Source organism: Pseudomonas multiresinivorans (genome assembly GCF_012971725.1).
Classification (GTDB): Bacteria; Pseudomonadota; Gammaproteobacteria; order Pseudomonadales; family Pseudomonadaceae; genus Pseudomonas; species Pseudomonas multiresinivorans.
Map to the genome: position 1 here is coordinate 5,581,127 of NZ_CP048833.1, position 24,320 is coordinate 5,605,446.

Genomic DNA, 24,320 nt, shown 5'->3' on the forward strand with positions numbered 1-24,320 from the left:
AAGCTTTGCGTCAGAGGGGCTGCCCTCTCCCCCCGCCCTCTCCCTGAAGGGAGAGGGAGCTGTCCGCGTCGGCTGACGCATAAGTTTCCGCCGGTGCCGAACCAGTCCCCTCTCCCTTCAGGGAGAGGGTTAGGGAGAGGGAAATCCCTGGCACAAGGTTCCAGGGACAGACACCGTCACCCTACAAAATCACACCGCGACGCCGGCGCGCTGCACTACCCGATAACAAGGCTCATACGCCGCACCACCCGGCAACTTCATGCGGTGCTGCTCGACGAACGCCTGCAGCAGCGCGTCCAGCGGCTCCATGATGGCCGCATCACCGTGGATCTCGTACGGACCGAACTCCTCGATCATGCGGATGCCGCGGTCCTTAACGTTGCCCGCGACTATGCCGGAGAACGCCCGGCGCAGGTTTGCCGCCAGTTCGTGGGGCGGCACATCGCGGCCCAGGTCGAGGGCGGCCATGTTCTCGTGGGTCGGCTCGAACGGGCGCTGGAAGCCCTCGTCGATCTTCAGCAACCAGTTGAAGTGGTAGGCGTCGTTACGCTCGCGGCGGAACTGCTTGACCCGCTTGAGCCCTTCGCTCATTTCCCGCGCCACTTCCGCCGGGTCGTCGATGATGATGCGGTAGCGCTGCTGCGCCGCCTCGCCCAGGGTCGCGCCGACGAAGGCGTGCAGTTGCTCGATGTAGGCTGCCGCGCTGCGCGGGCCGGTGAGCACCAGGGGGAACGGCATGTCCTGGTTCTCCGGGTGCATGAGGATGCCCAGCAGGTAGAGGAACTCCTCCGCCGTACCGACGCCGCCGGGGAACACGATGATGCCGTGGCCGACGCGAACGAAGGCCTCCAGGCGCTTTTCGATGTCCGGCAGGATCACCAGCTCGTTGACGATGGGGTTCGGCGCCTCGGCGGCGATGATCCCCGGTTCAGTCAGGCCGATGTAGCGGCCGTCGGTGATGCGCTGCTTGGCGTGGCCGATGGTGGCGCCCTTCATCGGCCCCTTCATCACGCCCGGGCCGCAGCCGGTGCAGACGTCGAGGCTGCGCAGGCCCAGTTCGTGGCCGACCTTCTTGGTGTACTTGTACTCGTTGGTGCTGATGGAGTGGCCGCCCCAGCACACCACGATCTTCGGCTCCACGCCGGCGCGCAGGGCGCGTGCGTTGCGCAGCAGGTGGAAGACGTAGTCGGTGATGCCGGCCGAGCTGTCCAGGCCGAAGCGTCGGCTGTTCAGCGCATTCTGGGTGTAGACGATGTCGCGCAGGGCGCTGAAGAGCATCTCGCGGGTGCTGGCGATCATCTCGCCGTCGACGAAGGCGTCGGCCGGCGCGTTGAACAGTTCCAGGCGCACGCCGCGGTCCTGCTGGTGGATTTCCAGCTCGAAGTCGCGATACGCGTCGAGGATGTGCTTGGCGTTGTCGATCTGCGTGCCGGTGTTGAGGATGGCCAGGGCACACTGGCGGAAAAGCTTGTAGGTACTGCCCGAGCCCGCTTCGCTGAGCTGGTGTACTTCACGTTGGGAAAGGGTTTCGAGGCTGCCCTTGGGGCTGACCGAGGCGTTGTTAACCGGTCTTGGGGACATGCTGTATTCCTTGACGAAGGAAGCCGGGCGCCGGGGCGCGGGCCTTCCGAAATATCGATGCGGCCGTCCATTCGGCCGTCATTGCCGGGGGCGTCGCGGCGGGGATTCTCCGGCCCGCAGCGCGCTCCTTCTGACTGTGACAAGCGAATGGCGGAAACTGCTTCCGCAATCGACGCGTCCGGCGTCGATGCCCCTTGAGTATGAACGCTGCGGTGACTTTCTGATGACAGCGGAAAAGAAAAACCCCGCCGGGGTGGCGGGGTTTCCAAGCCATCGTGGATGGCCATCGGGTGTCGCTGCTGGCTCAGCGCTCGCGCAGGGCCTCGCGGGCCTTGTTCAGCGGTTTGAGCAGGTAGTCGAGAATGGTCTTGTTGCCGGTGTGGATATCCACCGTGGCGATCATCCCCGGAACGATGTCGAAGCGCTTGCCGTCCTTGTTGGTCAGGTGATCGACGTCGGTGCGGATGAACACCCGGTAATAGAAGACCTCGCGTTTCACCTCGTCCTGAATGGTGTCCGGGGAGATGGTCGTAACCTTGCCGTGCAGGCCGCCATAGATCGAGTAGTCGTAGGCTGTGATCTTCACCGTGGCATCCAGGCCGGGGCGGATGAAGGCGACATCGCGCGGCGAGATGTGCGCCTCGACCAGCAGCTTTTCGTCCACCGGGACGATCTCCATCAGCTTGCCGTCCTGCGGCACGACGCCGCCGACCGTGGTGACCGCGATGTCCTTGACGATGCCGCGTACCGGCGAGGTAAAGGTGGTGCGGTGCAAGGCGTCCGAGCGGCCACGGGTGACCGAACTCTGTGCCTCGATCTCGGCATTGGCCCTGGCCAGGTCTTCGCGGGCCTTGACCACATACTGGGTCTGCAGCTCGGTGGCCTTGCGCTCCAGTTCGTTGGCCTGGCGCCGCAGCCGCAGCACTTCCACGTCGCTGGCGGCGCCACGCGCCACCAGCGGCTGGGTCATCGCCAGCTCACGGCGCACCAGCCCCAGGGCGTCGTTGATGCCCGCCAGGTTCTTCGCCAGGCTGTCCTTGCGCGAGTGGTAGAGCGCCGTCTCGCTGCTCACCAGGTCGGGGAAGGCCTGGACATCCTCGGGGAAGTTCAGCGGCGTACCGTTGACCTCGGCATACAGCCGCGCGGCCTCGGCCTTGGCGGCGCGCATGCGCGAAGCGCTCTCCTCCACCGCCGATTCGCTGCGGGTGCGGTCGAGCTGGGCAAGGACCTGGCCGGCTTCGACCAGATCGCCCTCGTGAACGTTGAGCGAAACCAGGATGCCGCCTTCCAGGGACTGGATGACCTGTTCGCGGGAGGACGGCACCACCTTGCCGCTACCGGTGGAGACTTCATCCAGGGAGAACAGGCTGGCCCACACGGCAAATGCCCCGAGCATGGCTGCAATCAGCCACACCACCTGGCTGGAGCGCGGCAGCGGCGGCTCCGCCGGGGCGCCACGCTGGTGCGCACGTGGTGTGGAAACCGTGGTCTGCGGGAGAGCCGGCGGGACGTCCGCCTTGGCTACCGGGAGCTTGAGGTCGGTCATTGGGTCAGCTCCTTGAGGACTTTGTCTTTGGGACCGTCCAGCACTACCCGCCCGTTGTCGATGAGGATGATCCGATCGACCCATTTCAGGACCGGCATGCGGTGGGTCGCGACCAGCAGCGTGCGCGGCGCCATCCACGGGCCCATGGCGTCGATCACCTGGCGTTCGGTCATCTCGTCGAAGTTGGCGGTCGGTTCGTCGAGCAGCACGATGGACGGATTGCGGATCAGCGTGCGGGCCAGCAACAGGGTCTGGCGCTGGCCGCCGGAGAGGCCCTGGCCGCCTTCGAGGATCACCTCGTCGAGGCCATCGGGCAGCGCCTGCACGAAGGACAGCGCCCCGGACAGGGACAGCGCCTGGGTAACCATGGCGTCGCTGGCCATCGGCGCGCCGAGCAGGATGTTCTCGCGGATGGTGCCGTAGAACAGCCGCGAGCTCTGCGGCAGCATGGCCATGTCGCGGCGCACGTCGGCGGTGTCGATCATCGCCAGGTCCAGGCCGTCCAGCGAGACGCGACCTTCCTGCGGGCTGTGCATGCCCGACAGCAGGTTGAGCAGGGTCGACTTGCCGGAGCCGATGCGGCCGAGGATGGCGATCTTCTCGCCAGCCCGGATCTGCAGCTGCGGCACCATCAGCGCCGGGCGCTTGTCGTTGTCGCCGTAGCGGAAGCTCACGCCATCGAGCTGGTAATTGCCATTGAGGGCCGCGCGGTGAACACGGCGGGCGCGTTCGGGCTGGTCCACCGGCCGGCTCATCAGCTCGTCGAGGCCCTTGCGCGCGACCTTGGCGGTCTGCCAGCGGGAGAACACCGAGGCCATCTGCGCCAGCGGCGAGATCATCCGCGAGGCGAGGATCGACGAGGCCACCAGGGCACCAGTGGTCATGTCACCCTGCATCACCAGATAACTGCCCAGGGCCAACACCAGGGCATAGACGATGCCCTGGACTTCCTGGGTCCAGCTCATCAGCAGGCTGGTGAGAAAGCGCTGGCGCATGCTGATGCCGGCGGACACATCGTTGACGTTGTTCCACTGGTTCTGGAAACGCGCCTCGGCACGCAGCAGCTTGATGTCCTCGATGCCCTGCACCGCCTCCACCAGCATCGCGTTGCGCAACGCCGACTCGCGCATGCCTTCGTTGGACAGACGTTCCAGCGGTTTCTGGATCAGCATGCCGGGGATCACCAGCAGCGGCACGGCGCCCAGGGCAACGAACACCAGCGGGCCGCCGACCATCCACAGCACTACCAGGAACAGCAGGAAGAACGGCAGATCGGCCAATGCCCCGACGGTGGTCGAGGTGAACAGGTCGCGCACCTGGTCGATCTCGCGCAGCTGGGAGATGAAGGTGCCGGTGGAGCGCGAGCGTGCGGAGTTGCGCAGGCGCAGCGCGCGGCCGAAGACCACGTCGGAGATGCGCAGGTCGGCGCGCTTGCCGACCGTGTCGGAGATATGGGTGCGCGAAACGCGCAGGCAGAACTCGAAGACGATCGCCAGCATCACCCCGCCGAACAGCACCCACAGGGTCGCTTCGGAGTTGGCGGGGACTACCCGGTCGTAGACCTGCATGGAGTAGATCACCCCGGCCAGGGCCAGGACGTTGGCCACCAGCGAGGCGAGCATGACATCGCCGTAGCGCTTCCAGTCGCGCAGGGCGATGCTCCAGAACCAGTTGCGCCGGTATGGCCGGATGTACTGGTCGACGCGCGCGTCGGGGACCGCCACCTGCGGCCGGAGGATTGCCACGCGGCGCACCCGCTGACGGAACTCTTCGACGCCGATGCGGGTTTCCAGGCCCTTGTCGCCGCTGAACAGCACGCCGAGGTTGCCCTCGCCGTCGATGGTCTGCACGACGCAGACGCTGCCGTCAGCGAACTCCGCCACCAGCGGCAGGCGCCAGGCGTCGAGCAGCTCGACCGAGAGTTTGCCGAAGCGCAGGGCGAGCCCCAGGCTCTTGGCCATGTGCAGCAGCATCAGGTCGGCGGAGGCGCCCTGCTCCCAGGCCAGGGCGACACGTGCGCCCTCCTCGGAGACACCGATGCCGTAGTGGCGGGCGACGGCGAGCATCGCGTCCAGCCAGCGTGCGGATTGCGGAGCCAGGCTCATGGCAGCACCTCCATGCCCTGTACGGTGGTGTAGTTCAGGCCATAGAACTCACGGCCACGACCCTGGGCATCGACCAGGCCGACCTGGCCCAGCCAGAGGTCATGGCGGACCATTTCCTCGTCGGAGAGTGCCTGGTAGTACTCCTGCTCGGTGTTGAGCAGGTCGAGGATCGAGCGGGTGCCGAGCTTGTACTGCTCGCGGTACAGCTCGCGGGATTCGTCGAGGTTGCGCTTGCGGCTGCCGAGCACCCCCAGGCGCGCGCGGTTGCCGATGATCTGTTCGCGCATGTTGCGCATCTGGTCGCTGGCCGACAGGCGCGCGTCCTCGATGCGTTGCCGCGCGGCTTCCAGGGCGTTGGTAGCGGCGCGCACCTGGGCACGCAGGCCGCCCCCCTGGTAAAGGGTCGAGGTGAAGTTCAGGCTGATGCTGTTGTCGCTGCCATGGCGCTCATAGGTGCTGGGGTTGTCGCCACTCAGCGCCTTGGTGCTGGCAGCCTCGATGCTCACGGTTGGCATGCGGTCGGCCTTGGCGACCCGCAGCTGCGCCTCGGCGGTCTGGCGCTCGGCTTCGGCGGCCAGCACATCGGGCAGGATGCTGGTGTCCAGGCGCCGCGCCAGGTCGACGCGGGCGGCCTGATCGTCGGAGAGTGCAGCAATCTCGCCAGAAACCGGGCCACCGACCAGGGTGCGCAGACGCTCCTGGGCCTGGTGGTACTGCGAGCGGATCTGCAGTTGGTTGGCACGCGCGGCGTCGACCCGGGCCAGCGCCTGGATCGGGTCGGAACGGCTGGTAACGCCGGCCCCCGCACGGTCCTGGGTCATCGCATAGACACGCTCCATGGCGCTCACCTGCTCATCGGCGATACGCCCGAGGAGACGGTAGCGGTGCAGGTCGATGGTCGCTTCGGCGGTCTGCCGGGAGATCAGGTCGATCTGTTTGAGGACCAGCGCCTGTTGCCGCCGTGACTGCGCTTCGGCGCTGTCGACGCTGCCGGCGACCTTGCCGAAGTCATAGAGCAGTTGCGAGACGGACAGCGAGGCGGTCTGGCTGGTGCCGTTCTGGGTGGTGTCGCCCCGTCCCAGGCCCATTTTCACCTGCGGGTAGTAGCCGGAACGGGCCATGGCGATGCCGTCGCCCTGCTGCGCCAGGGTGGCGATGGCATCGGCAATGGAGGGGTGGCGGTTGACGGCCATCTGCACGGCCTGGTTGAGGTCCAGCAGACGGTGCGCGGCCGGCGCGTCGAGCTCTGGTGTCAGGCGCTGGCCGCCGGTCTGTTCGATCAGTTGGCTGGGGGCCAGGCTGCGCTGCTCAGGGCTGCTGGCGCCGAACCAGCTCTCATCGAGGACGCCGGCGAGCGTTGCGGTGGAGAAGCTGGTCAGGCAAAGCCAGGCCAGAGGTCCGAATTTCCAGGCGTTCACCGAGGGCCTCCCGGAGTCAATGGAGGCGCGCCGGAACGGTCTTCCGTACTCGTATTCGGGGAACTCATCCTGGAGTGCCGGCGCGCGTTGGATACGCGACGTTCGTCTGCAGCGCCCTTGGTGGGCGTGGAGAGATGGGCCTGCCTGCGGTCGCCGGACGGCTGACCTGGGGATGCCCGCTGTAGAAGAAGGCCGCTCAGAACGGCCTGTTGCGAATCGTCCGGGCCATTATCTGAAGCCCGCTCGGACGCATGAATGAGACGTTTCCTAAACGACAAGCGCCCAACCCCCGGGACGCGACGCGCACCCCGGGGGTCAGGCAGGAAAATCGCGGCCACAGACAAGGCCGAGAGGCGCCGGCCAGGCAGCGCCCCTCGGCCCGGTCGTCAGACCACGTTGATGCCGTGCTGGATCAGCAGGTCCGCATTGGTGTTGCCCCCCATGCTCGCGTTGTGCCAGATGTCGTAGTCGACGCCGTTCACGGTCTTGCTGCCGCTGACTGCCCAGCCACCGGAACCGACGGTCTCGGCCAGGTCCACAGTGGAGCTGCCGTCACCCTTGATCATCAGGTTGGGCACCTCGGCACTGGTGGTGTCGACCTGCTTGAGCACGTCCGCGAGGCGCAGCGAGAGGGTGTTGTTGCCACTCCCCTCCTGGCTGCTGCCCAGGTCGAAGATCTCGAAGCCCTTGACCCGCGTGCCGTAGCTGGTGAGATCCAGCTGCAGGCCGGAAGCCTCGAACTTCAGGGTATCGATGCCCAGGCCACCGTCGACCCGCGTGAAAGTCGTCCCGACCAGGCCGATGGTGTCGTTGCCGGCACCGCCCATGGCCACGTCATGCTGCACGCTGGTATCGGTGGTGCCGGTGGTATCGGTACCGATGCCATGGATGATGTCGTTGCCCTGGCCACCGCTGATGATGTCCACCCCGTTGTTGATGGCGGACGCTCCCGGGCTGGTGGTGCCGGCCCAGATTTCATCGTCACCCACGGTGTAGCTGTGGGTCAGCAGCGCGATGGAGCCGCTGTAGATGTTGTAGCCCCCCGCGTTGGTCGCCCCCGTGTCGCTCTGCCAGACGCCGTAGCCATAGTCGGCGATGCCGTCGCCATTCCAATCGCCCATGGCCAGGCCGGTACCGGCATAGTCATTGGCGTTTACCCCGGTGTACTTCACCGCCAGCCCGGCCGCGACCAGTGCGTCCAGGTCGGTGTTGGCGTCGAAGCTGCCGTCGGCACGGCCGTAGACCAGGTACACCGCGCCACGGTTGGTGACGCCGTTGTCGTAGCCGGGCATGCCGATCAGGAAGTCGTCGATACCGTCGCCGTTGACGTCGCCGCCGGAGCTGACGGCATAGCCGAGCATGCCGTCTGCAGTGGTCTTCGAGCCGCCGATGGCGGTGCCATTGCTGCCGCTGGAGATGATGAAGCCATCGGTGCCGTTCAGGTTGCCCAGCTTGATGTCGCCCCAGGCCACCCCGCTCTCCTTGCCGTAGATCACATAGACGCGGCCCGGTGCGGTGGTGTCGGCAGTCGAGTCGCCCCAGCCCGGAGAACCGATGGCGAAGTCTTCGATACCGTCGCCATTGATATCGCCGATGTTCTGGATCGAGGAGAACTCGGCGTACCACTGACCCGCGCTCTGCGACGCGCCACCCTGGTCGTAGGTCGCTCCGCCGAGCCACTCGCCGGCTTCCGAACCCACCAGGCGCACGCCCTGGTCCGGAGTGAGGTTGGCCAGGTTGTAGCTGTTGCCCAGGCCATTGGCGCTCCCCCAGATCAGGTAGGCGGTGCCACTGTTGGCGATGGTGCTGCCATTCAACCCGTTACCACGCGGTGCGGTCACGATGTAGTCGGCGTAACCGTCGCCGTTGACGTCACCGATGACCTTGATCACCGAGCCGAGGTCGGAATCGGCGTCAGGTGCATAGGTGGTGCGCACGTTGGTCTGGTTCTCCACGCGCGAGCCGAGGGTGGACGAGGTCGCACCGGTGGCGTAGTACAGGCCACCCGGATCGGCGTCGCTGGCGTAGTTGCGCAGCAGCAGGTTGCTCCAGGCAGAGCTGCCCGCGCTGCCGGCGTGGCCATAGAGCACCACGTACATGCCGTTGCCACCGTTGCCATCGGCCGAGCCGATGATCAGGTCGGCATAGCCGTCACCATTGATGTCGCCACCGCTGATACTGTTGGCCGGCCAGCCACCCGTGTTGTTGTTCTTGATCACGAAGCCATTGGCGGTGGCGCCGTTCTCCAGACTCAGCAGGTCGAGGGTGCTGAGGGTGTTGCCTTCGCGGCCGAAGATCACGTAGGCGCGGTCGTTCAATGTGCCGGTGATGGCGAAGTCGTCATAGCCGTCGCCGTTGATATCGCCGAGGTTGGTGACCAGTTGTCCCTGGATACCGACGTCGGCGCCGGTGCCGGTGACACCGGTCTGCTTGATGCGGAAGCCCTGGTCCGGTGTCAGGTTGTCGATATTCTTCAACGACGGCAGGCCATTGGCACTGCCGTAGAGCACATAGATGTCCGACTGGTAGGCAGCGGTGGAGCCATAGATGTCATGTGGCGCGGAGACCACGAAGTCCTCGTATCCGTCGCCGTTGAAGTCGCCGATGGAGGACATCGACAGGCCGAGACCGTCGGCTGCCTGGTTGCTGGCGCCCACCGACGGCGTACCGGCCACATCGATGACCAGCCTGGCATCGGCGCTGTTATCGAGCAGGCCGACCTGCGAGTGGTTGCCCGCCTCGTCCACCAGCACCGCCTTCATGTTGTAGCTGCCATCGAACATCGACGGCAGCGTCACGGTGAAGGTGCCACCGGTGCCGTTCATCGTCAGCGTCAGGTCCTGGGCATAGATCACATCGCCCGGGCCGTAGACGCCGTCGCCATTCTTGTCGTCGAACAGCATCACGGTGATCTTGCCCGCCGCGGCCGCCGCAGCATCCGCCGCGGAGAGACCGGCGACGGTGCCGGTGAAGCTCGGCGTCATCACACTGGTCTTGTTGTCGGTGGTGCTGCTGCCGTTGTCGCTGGCGGTATCCAGGTCGAGTACGAAGCTGGTGAAGGTCGGCGCCTGGGTGTCGATGCTCAGGTCATGCTGGGCGCTCTGGCCGATGTTGCCGGCGTCGTCCACCACCCGTACGACCACGGTGTAGCTGCCGTCGGCGATCACCTTGCCGGTGTTGTCGAAGCGCCAGTCGGTGCCGGAAACTTCGGCGCGCTGCCAGGTGTGACCGCCATCCAGGCTGATCTCCACGCCTTCGCCGGCGCCTAGCGCAACGCCCAGCTTGCCGGAGAACACCAGGGTGTTGTCGTTGGTGATGAAGTCATTGCCCTGGGCACCGTTGTCGTCGCTGATGGCGTCGAGGGTAATGGTCTTGTCGGCGCTTGGCCCGTCGGTATCGATCACCACGGTGTGGCCGGCGCTGTTGCCGACGTTGCCGGCATCGTCGACCACCCGCACCTGCACGTCGTACTCCGCGTCGCCCAACGCCTTGCCGGTGTTGTCGAAGGTCCAGTCGGTGCCGTTGACCTCGACGCGCTGCCAGGTATGGCCGCCGTCGAGGCTGATTTCCACGCCCTCGTCGGCCGCCAGGCTCTGGCTCAGGTGGCCACGGAACAGCAGGGTGTTGTCATTGGTGACGAAGTCGTTGCCGAGGTAGCCGTTGTCGTCGCTGATGCCATCGAAGGTGACGGTCAGGCTGGCGGACGGTCCCTGGGTATCGATCTGCACTGCCTGGCTGTCGGCCAGGCTGACGTTGCCTTCGCTGCCGATCACGCGGGCCATGAACACATAGTCGCCATCGCCCATGACCGTGCCACTGTTATCGAAGACATAAGTGCCGTTGCCCTGGTCCACGGCGTCGTGCCAGGTCTGGCCGCCGTCGACGGAGATCTGCACCTTGTCGCCGGCATTGAGCTGGCCGTCCACGGTGGCGCTGACCACCAGGGTGTTGTCGTTGGTGATGAAGTCGCCGCTGTTCAGGCCGTTGTCTTCGGAAATGCCGCTGACGGTCGCCAGCGCGTAGTGCGCGCTGCCGCTCTCGCTGCTGTTACTGGCGGTGTCGGTGGCCACGGCGCTGACCTCGCCGCTGCTCTGGGCCCCGGCGCTGGTGACGCTGTAGGTGCCCGCGGCGCTGGCGGTGACGGTCTGCTGCGTGCCATCCGGGAAGGTCACGGTGACCTGGCTACCGGCTTCGGCGTTGCCGCTGACCACCAGGGTACCGTCGGCATTGGCGTTGACCAGCACGCTGGGTGCCAGCGGCGCGGTGCTGTCGGCGTAGTCCGCGGAGGCGGATGCGCCGGTGTTTCCGGCCGCGTCGGTGGCGGCGGCGCTGACTTCGCCCGTGCTCTGCGGGACGTGGGTGGTGACGCTGTAGCCTCCGTCGGAACCGGCGATGGCCGTACCGGTGGTGCCGCCGGGGAAGGTCACGGTGACGGTGCTGCCCGCCTCTGCCATCCCTGTCACCGTCAGGCCGCCATCGGCGTTGACGGTGATGTTCACGCTCGGCGCACCCGGTGCGGTGGTGTCGGTGAAGTCGGCCGTCGCTGCCGGTCCGGCGTTACCGGCCAGGTCGGTAGCGCTGGCGCTGACTTCGCCGCTGGGCTGGCCAACCGGCGAGGTGACGCTGAAGCGGCCATCGGTCCCGGCGGTCACCAATCCAGTGGTGCCATCCGGGTAGGTGACGGTGACGCTGCTGCCCGCTTCGGCGCTGCCACTGACAGTAACGCTGCCATCCGCATTGTTCACCAGCGGGTCGAGCACCGGCGCCAGCGGCAAGCTGGTGTCCGTGTACGTGGCGGTGGTGGCCGAGCCATCATTGCCGGCAGCGTCGGTTGCCTGTGCACTGACTTCGCCCGTGGTCTGCGGCACGTGGGTGGTGACGCTGTAGCTACCGTCGGTGCCGGCGACTGCCGTGCCGCTGGTGCCATCCGGGAAGGTGACGGTGACGGTGCTGCCCGCCTCGGCCGTACCCGTCACGGTCAGGCCGCCGTCGGCGTTCGCCGTGACATTGACGCTCGGAGCGTCCGGCGCGGTGGTGTCGGTGAAGGTGGCGCTGGCCGACGGGCCGGCGTTGCCGGCGGCATCGCTGGCGCTGGCACTGACCTCACCACTGGGCTGTCCGACCGGCGAGGTGACGCTGAAGCGACCATCGGAACCGGCGGTGACCGATCCGCTGGTGCCATCCGGGTAGGTGACAGTGACGCTGCTGCCCGCTTCAGCGCTGCCGCTGACGGTGACGCTACCATCGGCATTGTTCACCAGCGGATCGAGTACCGGCGCCAGGGGCGCGGTGTTGTCGGTGTAGGGCTCGACCGTCGACGCGCCGGCATTACCCGCGGCATCGGTGGCGGACGCGCTGACCTCGCCGGTGGTCTGCGGCACCTGGGTGGTGACGCTGTAGCTGCCATCAGAACCGGCGGTGGCCGCGCCGGTGGTGCCATCGGGGAAGGTCACGGTCACGGTGCTGCCCGCTTCCGCCGTGCCCGTCACGGTCAGGCCGCCATCGGCATTGGCGACGACATTCACGCTCGGTGCCAGCGGCGCAGCGGTGTCGGTGTAGTCCGCCGTGGCCGGGTCGCCGGTATTGCCGGCCGCATCGGTGGCGGCCGCACTGACCTCACCGCTGGTTTGCGGAACGTGAGTGGTGACGCTGTAGCTGCCATCGGCGCCGGCAGTCGCGGTGCCGCTGCTGCCATCCGGGAAGGTCACGGTGACGGTGCTGCCCGCCTCCGCCGTACCCGCCACGGTCAGGCCGCCGTCGGTGTTGGCGCTGACGTTCACGCTTGGCGCCAACGGTGCGCCGGTGTCGGTGTAGTCCACCGTGGCGGCGTCGCCGATATTGCCGGCCGCATCGGTGGCGGTCACGCTGATTTCACCGCTGGTTTGCGGAACCGTCGTGGTGACGCTGTAGCTGCCGTCGGAACCCGCAGTTGCGGTGCCAGTGCTGCCATCCGGGAAGGTCACGGTGACGGTGCTGCCCGCCTCCGCCGTACCTGTCACGGTCAGGCCGCCATCGGCATTGGCGCTGACGTTCACGCTCGGCGACTGCGGCGCGCCGGTGTCGGCGTAGTTCACCGTGGCGGCGTCGCCGGTATTGCCGGCGCTGTCGGTCGCCGTGGCGCTGACTTCACCCGTGGTCTGCGGCACTGTCGTGGTGACGCTATAGGCACCGTCGCTGCCCGCGGTCGTGGTGGTGCTGCTGCCATCCGGGAAGGTCACGGTCACGGTACTTCCCGCTTCCGCCATGCCCGTCACGGTCAGGCCGCCATCGGCATTGGCGCTGACGTTCACGCTCGGCGCATCCGGTGCGGTGGTGTCGGCGAACTCGCCGGTGGCCGACGGGCCGGTATTGCCCGCTTCGTCAGTGGCTTTGGCGGTGACATCGCCGTTGGGCTGACCCGCCGGCGAGGTGATGCTGAAGGTGCCATCGCTGCCCGCGACCACGGAACCGGTGGTGCCGTCCGGGAAGGTTACGGTCACGGTGCTGCCCGCTTCGGCGCTGCCGGTGAGGGTGACGCTGCCATCGCCGTTTGTCACCAGCGGGTCCAGCTCCGGTGCCAGCGGCGCGGTGTTGTCAGTGTAGGACTCGACCGTCGATGCGCCGGCATTGCCAGCGGCATCAGTGGCGCTTGCGCTGACGTCACCGCTGGTTTGCGGGACGTGGGTGGTGAAGCTGTAGCTGCCATCGGTGCCCGCGGTCGCCGTGCCAGTGCTGCCATCCGGGAAGGTCACGGTGACGGTGCTACCCGCCTCCGCCGTGCCAGTCACGGTCAGGCCGCCGTCGGCATTGGCGCTGACATTCACGCTCGGTGCCAGCGGCGCGCCGCTGTCGGTGTAGTCCACGGTTGCCGCAGCGCCAGTGTTGCCGGCGGCATCGGTGGCGTTGGCGCTGACTTCACCGGTGGTTTGCGGAGTCGTGGTGGTGACGCTGTAGCTGCCGTCGTTGCTGGCCGTGGTCGTCGCGGTGCTGCCATCGGGGAAGGTCACGGTCACGCTGCTGCCCGGTTCGGCGCTGCCGGCAACCGTCAGGCCGCCGTCGGCATTCGCCGTCACGTTCACGCTAGGTGCCTGCGGGCCCTGGGTGTCGGTGTAGTTCTCGACGGTGGGCGCGCCGGCATTGCCAGCGGCATCAGTAGCGCTGGCGCTGACCTCACCGCTGGTCTGCGGGACGTGGGTGGTGATTTCGTAGCTGCCGTCGCTGCCAGCGGTCACCGAGGCGGTCGAGCCGTCCGGGAAGGTCACGGTGACGGTGCTACCCGCCTCCGCACTGCCGCTGACGGTCAATCCGCCGTCGTCGTTGGCGCTGACCGTCACGCTCGGCGACTGCGGAGCGGCGGTGTCGGTGTAGCCCACGGTGGTGCTGTCGCCCACGTTGCCAGCCGAATCACTGGCGCTGGCGGACACGTCGCCGCTGGTCTGCGGCACGTTCGTGGTGATGCTGTAGCTGCCATCGCTGCCCGCCGTGACGGTGTCGGTGGAACCATCGGGGAAGGTCACGGTGACGGTGCTGCCCGCCTCCGCGCTGCCACTCACGGTCAGACCGCCGTCGGCATTGGCGACGACATTCACGCTCGGCGCATCCGGCGCGGTAGTGTCGGTGTAGCTCTCGGTCGCCGAGGCACCGGTATTACCGGCCTCGTCGGTGGCATTGACGCTGATCTCGCCGCTGGGCTGGTTGTCCGGCGAGGTGATCGACCAGGAGCCGTCCTCACCCGCTACCACGGAGCCGCTGGAGCCGTCCGGGTAGGTGACGTTGACGGTGCTGCCCGGCTCGGCGCTACCGCCGACGGTAATGCTGCCGTCTTCGTTGGTGACGACCGGATCGAGGACCGGCGCTTGCGGCGCGGTGCTGTCGGTATAGGTCTGGGTGGTGGCATCGCCGGTGTTGCCGGCCGTGTCAGTGGCAGTCGCGCTGACTTCTCCACTGGTCTGCGGCACGTGGGTGGTGATGCTGTAGCTGCCATCGCCACCCGCCGTGGCGGTCGCGGTGCTGCCGTCCGGGAAGGTCACGGTCACCGTGCTACCCGCCTCGGCAGTACCGGCCACGGTCAGGCCGCCGTCGGCATTGGCCGTGACGGTGACGCTCGGCGCGTCCGGGGCGGTGGTATCGGCAAACTCGCCGGTAACCGATGGACCGGTATTGCCGGCTTCGTCGGTGGCCTTGGCGGTGACGTCGCCACTGGGCTGGCCGGCGGGGGACGTGAGGGTGAAGCTGCCATCCTCACCAGCCACCACGCTGCCGGTGGTTCCGTCCGGATAGGTCACGGTCACCGTGCTGCCCGGCTCGGCCGAGCCACCGATGGTGACGCTGCCATCCTCGTTGGTCACCAGCGGGTCGAGCACAGGCGCCAGCGGAGCGGTGCTGTCGGTGTAGCTCTGCGCAGTGGCGTCGCCCGTGTTGCCGGCGGCGTCGGTGGCGGTCGCGCTGACCTCACCGGTGGTTTGCGGCACCGTGGTGGTCACGCTGTAGCTGCCATCGGAACCCGCAGTCGCGGCGCCAGTGCTGCCATCCGGGAAGGTCACGGTAACGGTGCTGCCCGCCTCAGCCGTGCCGGACACGGTCAGGCCACCGTCGGCATTCGCCGTGACGTTGACGCTTGGTGCATCCGGTGCGGTGGTGTCGGTGTAGTTCTCGGTCACCGAGGCACCGGTATTACCGGCTTCGTCGGTGGCGTTGACGCTGATTTCACCGGTGGGCTGATTGTCCGGTGAAGTGAGGGTGAAGCTGCCGTCCTCGCCCGCCACGACACTGCCGGTGCTGCCGTCGGGATAGGTCACGGTGACGGTGCTGCCCGGCTCGGCCGAACCACCGATGGTGATGCTGCCGTCTTCGTTGGTGACGATCGGGTCGAGGATCGGCGCTTGCGGCGCGGTGCTATCGGTGTAGGCCTGGGTGGTGGCGTCGCCGATATTGCCAGCCGCGTCGGTCGCGCTGGCGCTGACGTCACCGGTAGTTTGCGGAACCGTGGTGGTGACGCTGTAGCTGCCGTCACTGCCGGCGGTGGCAGTACCGGTGGATCCATCCGGGAAGGTGACGGTCACGGTCGTGCCTGGCTCGGCGCTGCCAGCCACGGTCAGGCCGCCATCAGCATTGGCCGTGACGGTGACGCTCGGCGCGTCCGGGGCGGTGGTATCGGTGTAGTTCTCAGCCACCGAGGCACCGGTGTTGCCGGCTTCGTCGGTGGCGTTGACGCTGATTTCACCGGTGGGCTGGTTCTCCGGCGAAGTGACGCTGAAGCTGCCATCTTCGCCCACCACCACGGAGCCAGTGCTGCCATCCGGGTAAGTGACTGTGACGGTGCTGCCCGGTTCTGCCGAGCCGCCGATAGTGATGCTGCCGTCTTCGTTGGTGACAATCGGGTCGAGGATCGGCGCTTGCGGCGCGGTGCTGTCGGTGTAGGCCTGGGTGGCGGCGTCGCCGATATTGCCAGCCGCGTCGGTCGCGGTAGCGCTGACGTCGCCGGTGGTTTGCGGAACGGTGGTGGTGACGCTGTAGCTGCCATCGCTGCCGGCGGTGGCAGTACCGGTAGAGCCATCCGGGAAGGTAACGGTAACGGTGCTGCCCGCCTCTGCCGTGCCAGTCACGGTCAGGCCGCCGTCAGCATTCGCCGTGACGGTGACGCTCGGCGCATCCGGCGCGGTGGTATCGGTATAGCTCTCGGTCACCGAAGCACCGGTGTTACCAGCTTCGTCGGTGGCGTTGACGCTGACTTCGCCGGTGGGTTGATCTTCCGGCGAGGTGATCGACCAGGAACCGTCTTCACCGACGACTACGCTGCCGGTGGAGCCATCCGGATAGGTCACGGTGACGGTGCTGCCCGGCTCGGCGCTGCCGCCGACGGTGATGCTGCCATCTTCGTTGGTGACGATGGGATCGAGTACCGGAGCTTCGGGCGCCGTGCTGTCGGTGTAGCTCTGAATGGTGGCATCGCCGGTATTGCCAGCGGCGTCGGTCGCGCTGGCGCTCACGTCACCCGTGGTTTGCGGAACCGTGGTGGTCACGCTGTAGCTGCCATCGGAACCCGCGGTCGCGGCGCCGGTGCTGCCATCCGGGAAGGTCACGGTAACAGTGCTGCCCGCCTCAGCCGTGCCGGACACGGTCAGGCCACCGTCGGCATTCGCCGTGACGTTGACGCTTGGTGCATCCGGCGCGGTGGTATCGGCGTAGTTCTCGGTCACCGAGGCACCGGTATTACCGGCTTCGTCGGTGGCGTTGACGCTGACTTCGCCGGTGGGTTGATCTTCCGGCGAGGTGATCGACCAGGAACCGTCTTCACCGACGACTACGCTGCCGGTGGAGCCATCCGGATAAGTCACGGTGACGGTGCTGCCCGGCTCGGCGCTGCCTCCGACGGTGATGCTGCCGTCCTCGTTGGTGACGATGGGATCGAGTACCGGTGCTTCCGGCGCGGTGCCGTCGATGTAGCCCTGGGTGGTGGCATCGCCGGTATTGCCGGCGGCGTCGGTCGCGCTGGCGCTCACGTCACCCGTGGTTTGCGGGACCGTGGTGGTGATGCTGTAGCTGCCATCGCCACCCGCCGTAGCGGAGCCGGTGGTGCCATCCGGGAAGGTGACGGTTACGGTGCTACCGGCTTCCGCCGTGCCAGTCACGGTCAGGCCGCCATCGGCATTGGCGGTAACGTTGACGCTCGGCGCACCCGGCGCGGTGGTGTCGGCAAACTCGCCAGTAGCAGACGGGCCAGTATTGCCGGCCTCGTCAGTAGCCTTGGCGCTCACGTCACCGCTGGGCTGGTTGCCCGGCGAAGTGATGCTGAAGCTGCCGTCCTCGCCCGCTACCACAGAGCCAGTACTTCCATCCGGATAAGTGACGGTGACAGTGCTGCCCGGCTCGGCGCTGCCGCCGACGGTGACGCTGCCATCGTCGTTGGTAACGATCGGGTCGAGGGCCGGTGCTTGCGGCGCGGTGCTGTCGGTATAGGTGACCGTGCTCGAGTCGCCGGTATTGCCGGCAGCATCGCTCGCACTGGCACTGACCTCGCCACTGGTTTGCGGGACGTGAGTGGTGATTTCGTAGCTGCCGTCGCCGCCGGCTGTTGCGGTGGCGGTGCTGCCGTCAGGGAAGGTGACGGTGACAGTCGTGCCCGGCTCGGCGCTGCCAGCCACGGTCAGGCCGCCATCGGGATTGGCCGTGACGGTGACGCTTGGCGCATCCGGCGCGGTGGTGTCGGCGTAGTTCTCGGTCACCGAGGCGCCAGTATTGCCGGCTTCGTCGGTGGCGTTGACGCTGATTTCGCCAGTGGGCTGGTTTTCCGGCGAGGTGAGGCTGAAGCTGCCGTCTTCGCCAACCACCACGGAGCCAGTGCTGCCATCCGGGTAAGTGACGGTGACGGTGCTGCCCGGCTCCGCGCTGCCGCCGACTGTGATGCTGCCGTCTTCGTTGGTGACGACCGGATCGAGGACAGGCGCCTCAGGACCGGTCGTATCGGCGTAGGACTGGGTGGTTGCGTCGCCCGTGTTGCCGGCCGCGTCGGTCGCCGTCGCGCTGACGTCGCCGCTGGTCTGCGGCACGTTCGTGGTGACGCTGTAGCTGCCGTCGGAACCGGCGGTTGCGGTGCCGGTGCTGCCATCCGGGTAGGTCACTGTGACGGTGCTGCCCGCCTCTGCCGTGCCGCTAACGGTCAGGCCGCCGTCCGCATTGGCCGTGACGGTAACGCTCGGTGCATCCGGGGCGGTGGTGTCGGTGTAGTTCTCGGTCACCGAGGCACCGGCATTGCCCGCTTCGTCGGTGGCGTTGACGCTGATTTCACCGGTGGGCTGGTTCTCCGGCGAGGTCATAGTGAAGCTGCCGTCGTCACCGACGACCACGGAGCCGGTGCTGCCATCCGGGTAGGTGACGGTGACGGTGCTACCCGGCTCGGCGCTGCCGCCGACGGTGATGCTGCCATCTTCGTTGGTGACGATGGGATCGAGTACCGGAGCTTCGGGCGCCGTGCTGTCGGTGTAGCTCTGAATGGTGGCGTCGCCGGTGTTGCCCGCCGCGTCCGTCGCGCTCGCGCTGACGTCGCCGCTGGTCTGCGGCACGTTCGTGGTGACGCTGTAGCTGCCATCGGAGCCGGCAGTCGCCGTGCCGGTGCTGCCATCCGGGTAGGTCACGGTCACGCTGGTGCCCAGCTCGGCATTACCGGTCACAGTCAGGCCACCATCGGCATTGGCCGTGACGCTCACGCTCGGCGCCTCCGGCGCGGTAGTGTCGGTGTAGCTTTCGCTGGCCGACGGACCGGTGTTGCCGGCTTCGTCGGTGGCGTTGACGCTGATCTCACCGGTGGGCTGGTTCTCTGGCGAGGTCATGCTGAAGCTGCCGTCGTCACCGACGACCACGCTGCCAGTACTGCCATCCGGGTAGGTGACCGTCACGGTGCTGCCCGGCTCTGCCGAGCCGCCGACGGTGACACTGCCATCATCGTTGGTGACGATGGGGTCGAGTACCGGCGCTTGCGGGGCGGTGCTGTCGGCATAGCTCAAGGTGGTCGAATCGCCGGTATTGCCAGCGGCGTCGGTCGCGCTCGCGCTGACGTCACCGCTGGTCTGCGGAACATTCGAGGTGATGCTGTAGCTACCATCGCTAGCCGCGGTCACTGTGCCGGTGCTTCCATCGGGGAAGGTCACGGTGACTGTACTGCCCGCCTCCGCCGAGCCGGTCACGGTCAGGCCGCCGTCGGCATTGGCCGTGACGTTCACGCTCGGTGCATCCGGCGCGGTGGTGTCGGCGTAGTTCTCGGTCACCGAGGCGCCGGTGTTGCCCGCTTCATCGGTAGCGTTGACGCTGACTTCGCCGGTGGGCTGATCTTCCGGCGAGGTAATCGACCAGGAGCCATCCTCCCCCACCACCACGGAACCGGTGCTGCCATCCGGATAGGTGACCGTCACGGTGCTGCCCGGCTCGGCACTACCGCCAACGGTGATGCTGCCATCGTCGTTGGTGACGATCGGGTCGAGTACCGGCGCCTCCGGCGCGGTGCTGTCGGTGTAGCTCTGAGTCGTGGCATCGCCGGTATTGCCGGCGGCGTCGGTCGCGCTGGCGCTGACGTCACCGCTGGTCTGCGGCACATGGGTCGTGACGCTGTATTCGCCGTTATCGCCGGCGGTGACGGTCGCAGTGGTGCCATCCGGGAAAGTCACGGTGACGGTGCTGCCCGCTTCCGCGCTGCCGCTGACGGTGAGACCGCCGTCGGCATTCGCGCTGACGGTGACACCCGGCGCGTCGGGCGCGGTGGTATCGGCGAACTCGCCGGTGGCTGCCGGGCCGGTGTTACCGGCTTCGTCGGTAGCCTTGGCGCTTACGTCGCCACTCGGCTGGTTGGCGGGCGAGGTGATGCTGAAGCTGCCGTCCTCACCTGCCACCACGCTGCCGGTGGTGCCATCCGGGTAGGTCACGGTGACGGTGCTACCCGGCTCAGCCGAGCCGCCGACAGTGACACTGCCATCACCGTTGGTGACGATGGGATCGAGGGCCGGCGCTTGCGGCGCGGTGCTGTCGATGTAGCCCTGGGTGGTGCTGTCGCCAGTATTACCGGCGGCATCGGTCGCGCTCGCGCTGACCTCGCCACTGGTTTGCGGGACGTGGGTGGTGATCTCGTAACTGCCGTCGCTGCCCACCGTGGCGCTGCCGGTGGAGCCGTCCGGGAAGGTGACGGTGACGGTGGTGCCCGGCTCGGCGCTGCCGGTCACGGTCAGGCCACCGTCGGCATTGGCCGTGACGTTGACACTCGGTGCCTCCGGTGCGGTGGTGTCCACGTAGTTCTCGGTCACCGAAGCGCCGGTATTGCCCGCTTCGTCGGTGGCATTGACGCTGATTTCGCCGGTGGGTTGGTTCTCCGGCGAGGTGATGCTGAAGTTGCCATCCTCACCCACGACCACAGAATCGGTGCTGCCATCGGGATAGGTGACCGTCACGGTGCTGCCCGGCTCTGCCGAACCGCCAATGGTGATGCTGCCGTCGTCGTTGGTGACGATCGGACCGAGGACCGGCGCTTCCGGTGCGGTGCTGTCAGTGTAGCTCTGAGTCGTGGCGTCGCCGGTATTGCCAGCGGCGTCGATCGCACTCGCGCTGACCTCGCCATTGGTTTGCGGGACGTGAGTGGTGACGCTGTAGCTGCCATCGGAGCCGGCAGTCGCCGTACCGGTGCTGCCATCCGGATAGATCACGGTGACGGTACTGCCCGCCTCTGCCATACCGGTCACGGTCAGGCCGCCATCGGCGTTGGCCGTGACGTTCACGCTCGGTGCTTCCGGCGCAGTGGTATCGGTGAAGCTTTCACTGGCCGACGGGCCGGTGTTGCCGGCTTCGTCAGTGGCGTTGACGCTGATCTCTCCGGTGGGTTGGTTCTCCGGCGACGTCATGGTGAAGCTGCCGTCTTCACCAACGACCACGGAGTTGGTGCTGCCGTCCGGATAGGTGACGGTCACGGTGCTGCCCGGCTCAGCCGAACCACCAATGGTGACGCTGCCGTCGTCGTTGGTGACGATCGGGCCAAGTACCGGCGCTTCCGGTGCGGTGCTATCGGTGTAGCTCTGGGTGGTGGAGTCACCGGTGTTGCCAGCGGCGTCCGTTGCCGTTGTAGTCACGTCGCCGCTGGTCTGCGGAACATGGGTCGTGATGTCGTAGCTGCCGTCGCCGCCCGCCGTGGCGCTGCCGGTGGAACCGTCCGGGAAGGTGACGGTGACAGTCGTGCCGGGCTCGGCGCTACCGGTCACAGTCAGGCCGCCATCGGCATTGGCCGTGACGGTGACGCTCGGTGCATCCGGTGCGGTGGTGTCGCTGTAGCTCTCGGTCACCGAAGCGCCAGTATTGCCCGCTTCGTCAGTGGCGTTGACGCTGATTTCGCCAGTGGGCTGATTCTCCGGCGAGGTGATGCTGAAGTTGCCATCCTCACCGACGACCACCGAGCCGGTGCTGCCATCCGGGTAGGTGACGGTCACGGTGCTGCCTGGTTCGGCCGAACCGCCAATGGTGATGCTGCCGTCGTCGTTGGTGACGATGGGGTCGAGGACTGGCGCCTCCGGCGCGGTGCTGTCGGTGTAGACCTGAGTAGTGCTGTCGCCGGTATTGCCAGCGGTGTCGGTCGCGCTCGCACTGACGTCGCCGCTGGTCTGCGGCACGTTCGTGGTGACGCTGTAGCTGCCATCGGAGCCGGCAGTCGCCGTACCGATGGTGCCATCCGGGTAAGTCACGGTCACGGTCGTACCCGGCTCAGCGCTACCGGTCACAGTCAGACCACCGTCGGCATTGGCCGTAACGGTGACGCTCGGTGCCTCCGGGGCGGTGGTGTCGGTGTAGTTCTCGGTCACCGAGGCACCGGTGTTGCCCGCTTCGTCGGTGGCATTGACGCTGACTTCGCCGGTGGGTTGGTTCTCCGGCGAGGTGATGCTGAAGTTGCCATCCTCACCCACAACCACAGAATCGGTGCTGCCATCGGGATAGGTGACCGTCACGGTGCTACCCGGCTCGGCACTACCGCCAACGGTAATGCTGCCGTCGTCGTTGGTGACGATCGGGTCGAGTACCGGCGCTTCCGGCGCGGTGCTGTCCGTGTAGCTGAAGCTGGTCGCCCCCCCGGTATTGCCAGCCGCGTCGGTCGCGGTGGCGCTGACCTCACCGCTGGTCTGCGGGACTTGGGTGGTGATGTCATAGCTGCCATCGCTGCCAGCGGTGGCAGTGCCGGTGGAGCCGTCCGGGAAGGTGACGGTGACGGTCGAGCCCGGTTCGGCGCTGCCGGTCACGGTCAGGCCGCCGTCGGTATTCGCCGTGACGGTGACGCTCGGTGCATCCGGCGCGGTGGTGTCGGTGAAGTTTTCGCTGGACGATGGACCGGTATTGCCGGCTTCGTCAGTGGCGTTGACGCTGATCTCACCGCTGGGCTGATTCTCCGGCGAAGTGAGGCTGAAGCTGCCGTCTTCGCCCACCACCACGGAGCCGGTGGAGCCATCCGGATAGGTCACTGTAACGGTGCTGCCCGCCTCGGCGGTACCGCCGACGGTGACGCTGCCATCTTCGTTGGTAATGATCGGGCCCAGCATGGGAGCGTCGGGCGCGGTGCTGTCGGCGAAATTATCAGTGGCGGCCGGGCCGGTGTTGCCGTCCAGGTCGGTAGCCGTTGCGCTGACTTCACCATTGGGCTGCGGACCAGCGGAGGTCACCGAGAAGGCGCCGCTCGCATCGGCGACCGTGGTACCAGTGGATCCGTCCGGGAAAGTCACGGTGACGGTGCAGCCCGGTTCGGCGCTACCGCAGACGGTGACAGAGCCACCAAAGAGGGTAACCAGCGGATCGAGCAGCGGCGCATCCGGCGGGGTGCTGTCGACGTAGGCCAGATTGCCGGGCTCACCGGTGTTGCCATAGACGTCGGTGGCGCTGGCGCTGACATTGCCACTGGCCTGGGGCACATGGGTGGTGATGCTGTACTGGCCATTGCTGTCAGCCATGACGTTACCCACCGAGCCATCCGGGAAGGTAACGGTGACGATGCTGCCGGCTTCGGCGCTGCCACTGATGGTGAGGCCGCCATCGGCGTTTTCAGTGACGCTGATGCTCGGCGCTGCCGGCGGCGTGGTGTCGACGTAGGGCAGTTGGGTCCCAGGGCTGGTATTGCCGGCATTGTCGGTGGCGCTGGCCGTCAGGTCGCCCGAAGGTTGGTCGGGCGGCGACGTGATGCTATAGCCGCCGTCCTCGCCGACGACGATGCTGCCGGTACTGCCATCGGGATAGGTGACGGTGACCGTGCTACCCGGTTCCGCACTACCACTGACGGTCACGCTGCCGTCGGCGTTGGTGGTCACCTCGATGCTGGGTGCATTCGGTGCAGTGGTATCGGTGTAGTCGACATGGGCGTTGCTGCTGTTGCCCTTGCCATCCTCGACGTGAACATCCACGCCACCGCTGCTCTGCGGCGTGGACGTGGACGCCTGGTAGTGACCGTTGGCATCCGCCACCACGGTCGTGCTGGAGCCATCCGGGAAGGTCACGGTCACACTGGCGCCAGGGCTGGTCGTGCCGCTGACGATCAGCCCGCCCGCTTCACCAGCCTGCAGATCGGCGGTGGGAGCCTTGAGCCCGCTGCCGCCGTGATGCCCGCCACCACCGCCGCCACTGTTGGAAGCGGCAACGCCACCGGCAACCAGCGCCAGGCCACCCAGTACCCAGGGCAGCGCGCCCTGATCGCCGCTCTCCGCCACCAGCAGCGACTCGACCGAGTCGACATCGCTGTAACCGGCAAAGACGGAACCTGAATCGTTGACGTCGGCAACCCAGTAATGGCCGTCGCCGCTGTCGAGTACCAGATCGCTGTTCGGGTCGCCGGGCGCCCCGAAGAACCCGTGGATGACGATAGTCTCGCCGTCCAGGGTCTTGATCACCAGCGCATTGCCCTCGCGGACCATGCTGACTACCTGCTCCTTGCTCAGGGCCAGCTTCACCACCGAGGGTGCGCGAAGGGTCAGGTCAGCCTGGTTGATCTGGGTGGCCGCGTGGGTCGCCTTGTCAATTACAACGATTGTTTTAGCCATGATGGGCCTCGGAACTCGGCAGTCATGGGAACGAAGGCGGCAGAACCGTCGTCATTCCCGATCACAAGGGCGGTCGCAAACCAACAGGCTTGCGACCTTCTACAACCACGGGGCTCGATGACTCGTCTCTGCGACAGGCAAGCGGGGG

At 67.0% G+C, this 24,320-nt stretch carries 5 protein-coding genes; all 5 read right to left on the bottom strand.

Annotated features, from left to right (window positions below; genetic code table 11):
• Window positions 1–189: 189 nt before the first annotated feature.
• The 5 genes from ppnN to G4G71_RS25625 all read right to left on the bottom strand — a co-directional run bounded on the left by ppnN (window position 190) and on the right by G4G71_RS25625 (window position 24,172).
• Window positions 190–1,581, bottom strand: a complete 1,392-nt coding sequence (ppnN, locus tag G4G71_RS25605) for a nucleotide 5'-monophosphate nucleosidase PpnN (protein ID WP_169941200.1) — start codon at window positions 1,579–1,581, stop codon at window positions 190–192.
• A 304-nt stretch (window positions 1,582–1,885) separates the two neighbouring features.
• Window positions 1,886–3,127: an HlyD family type I secretion periplasmic adaptor subunit gene (locus G4G71_RS25610; RefSeq protein ID WP_240964843.1), complete on the bottom strand. Its 1,242-nt coding sequence runs from the start codon at window positions 3,125–3,127 to the stop codon at window positions 1,886–1,888.
• Window positions 3,124–5,232, bottom strand: a complete 2,109-nt coding sequence (locus G4G71_RS25615; protein ID WP_169941202.1) for a type I secretion system permease/ATPase — start codon at window positions 5,230–5,232, stop codon at window positions 3,124–3,126. Before G4G71_RS25615 ends, G4G71_RS25610 begins: the two co-directional genes overlap by 4 nt.
• Window positions 5,229–6,650 carry a TolC family outer membrane protein gene (locus G4G71_RS25620; protein ID WP_169941204.1) on the bottom strand — a complete coding sequence of 474 codons (1,422 nt, stop codon included), beginning with the start codon at window positions 6,648–6,650 and terminating at the stop codon, window positions 5,229–5,231. Before G4G71_RS25620 ends, G4G71_RS25615 begins: the two co-directional genes overlap by 4 nt.
• Window positions 6,651–7,036: 386 nt before the next feature.
• Entirely contained in the window at window positions 7,037–24,172 is a 17,136-nt protein-coding gene (locus G4G71_RS25625) for an Ig-like domain-containing protein (protein ID WP_169941206.1), read from the bottom strand.
• Between the last annotated feature and the right edge of the window lie 148 nt (window positions 24,173–24,320).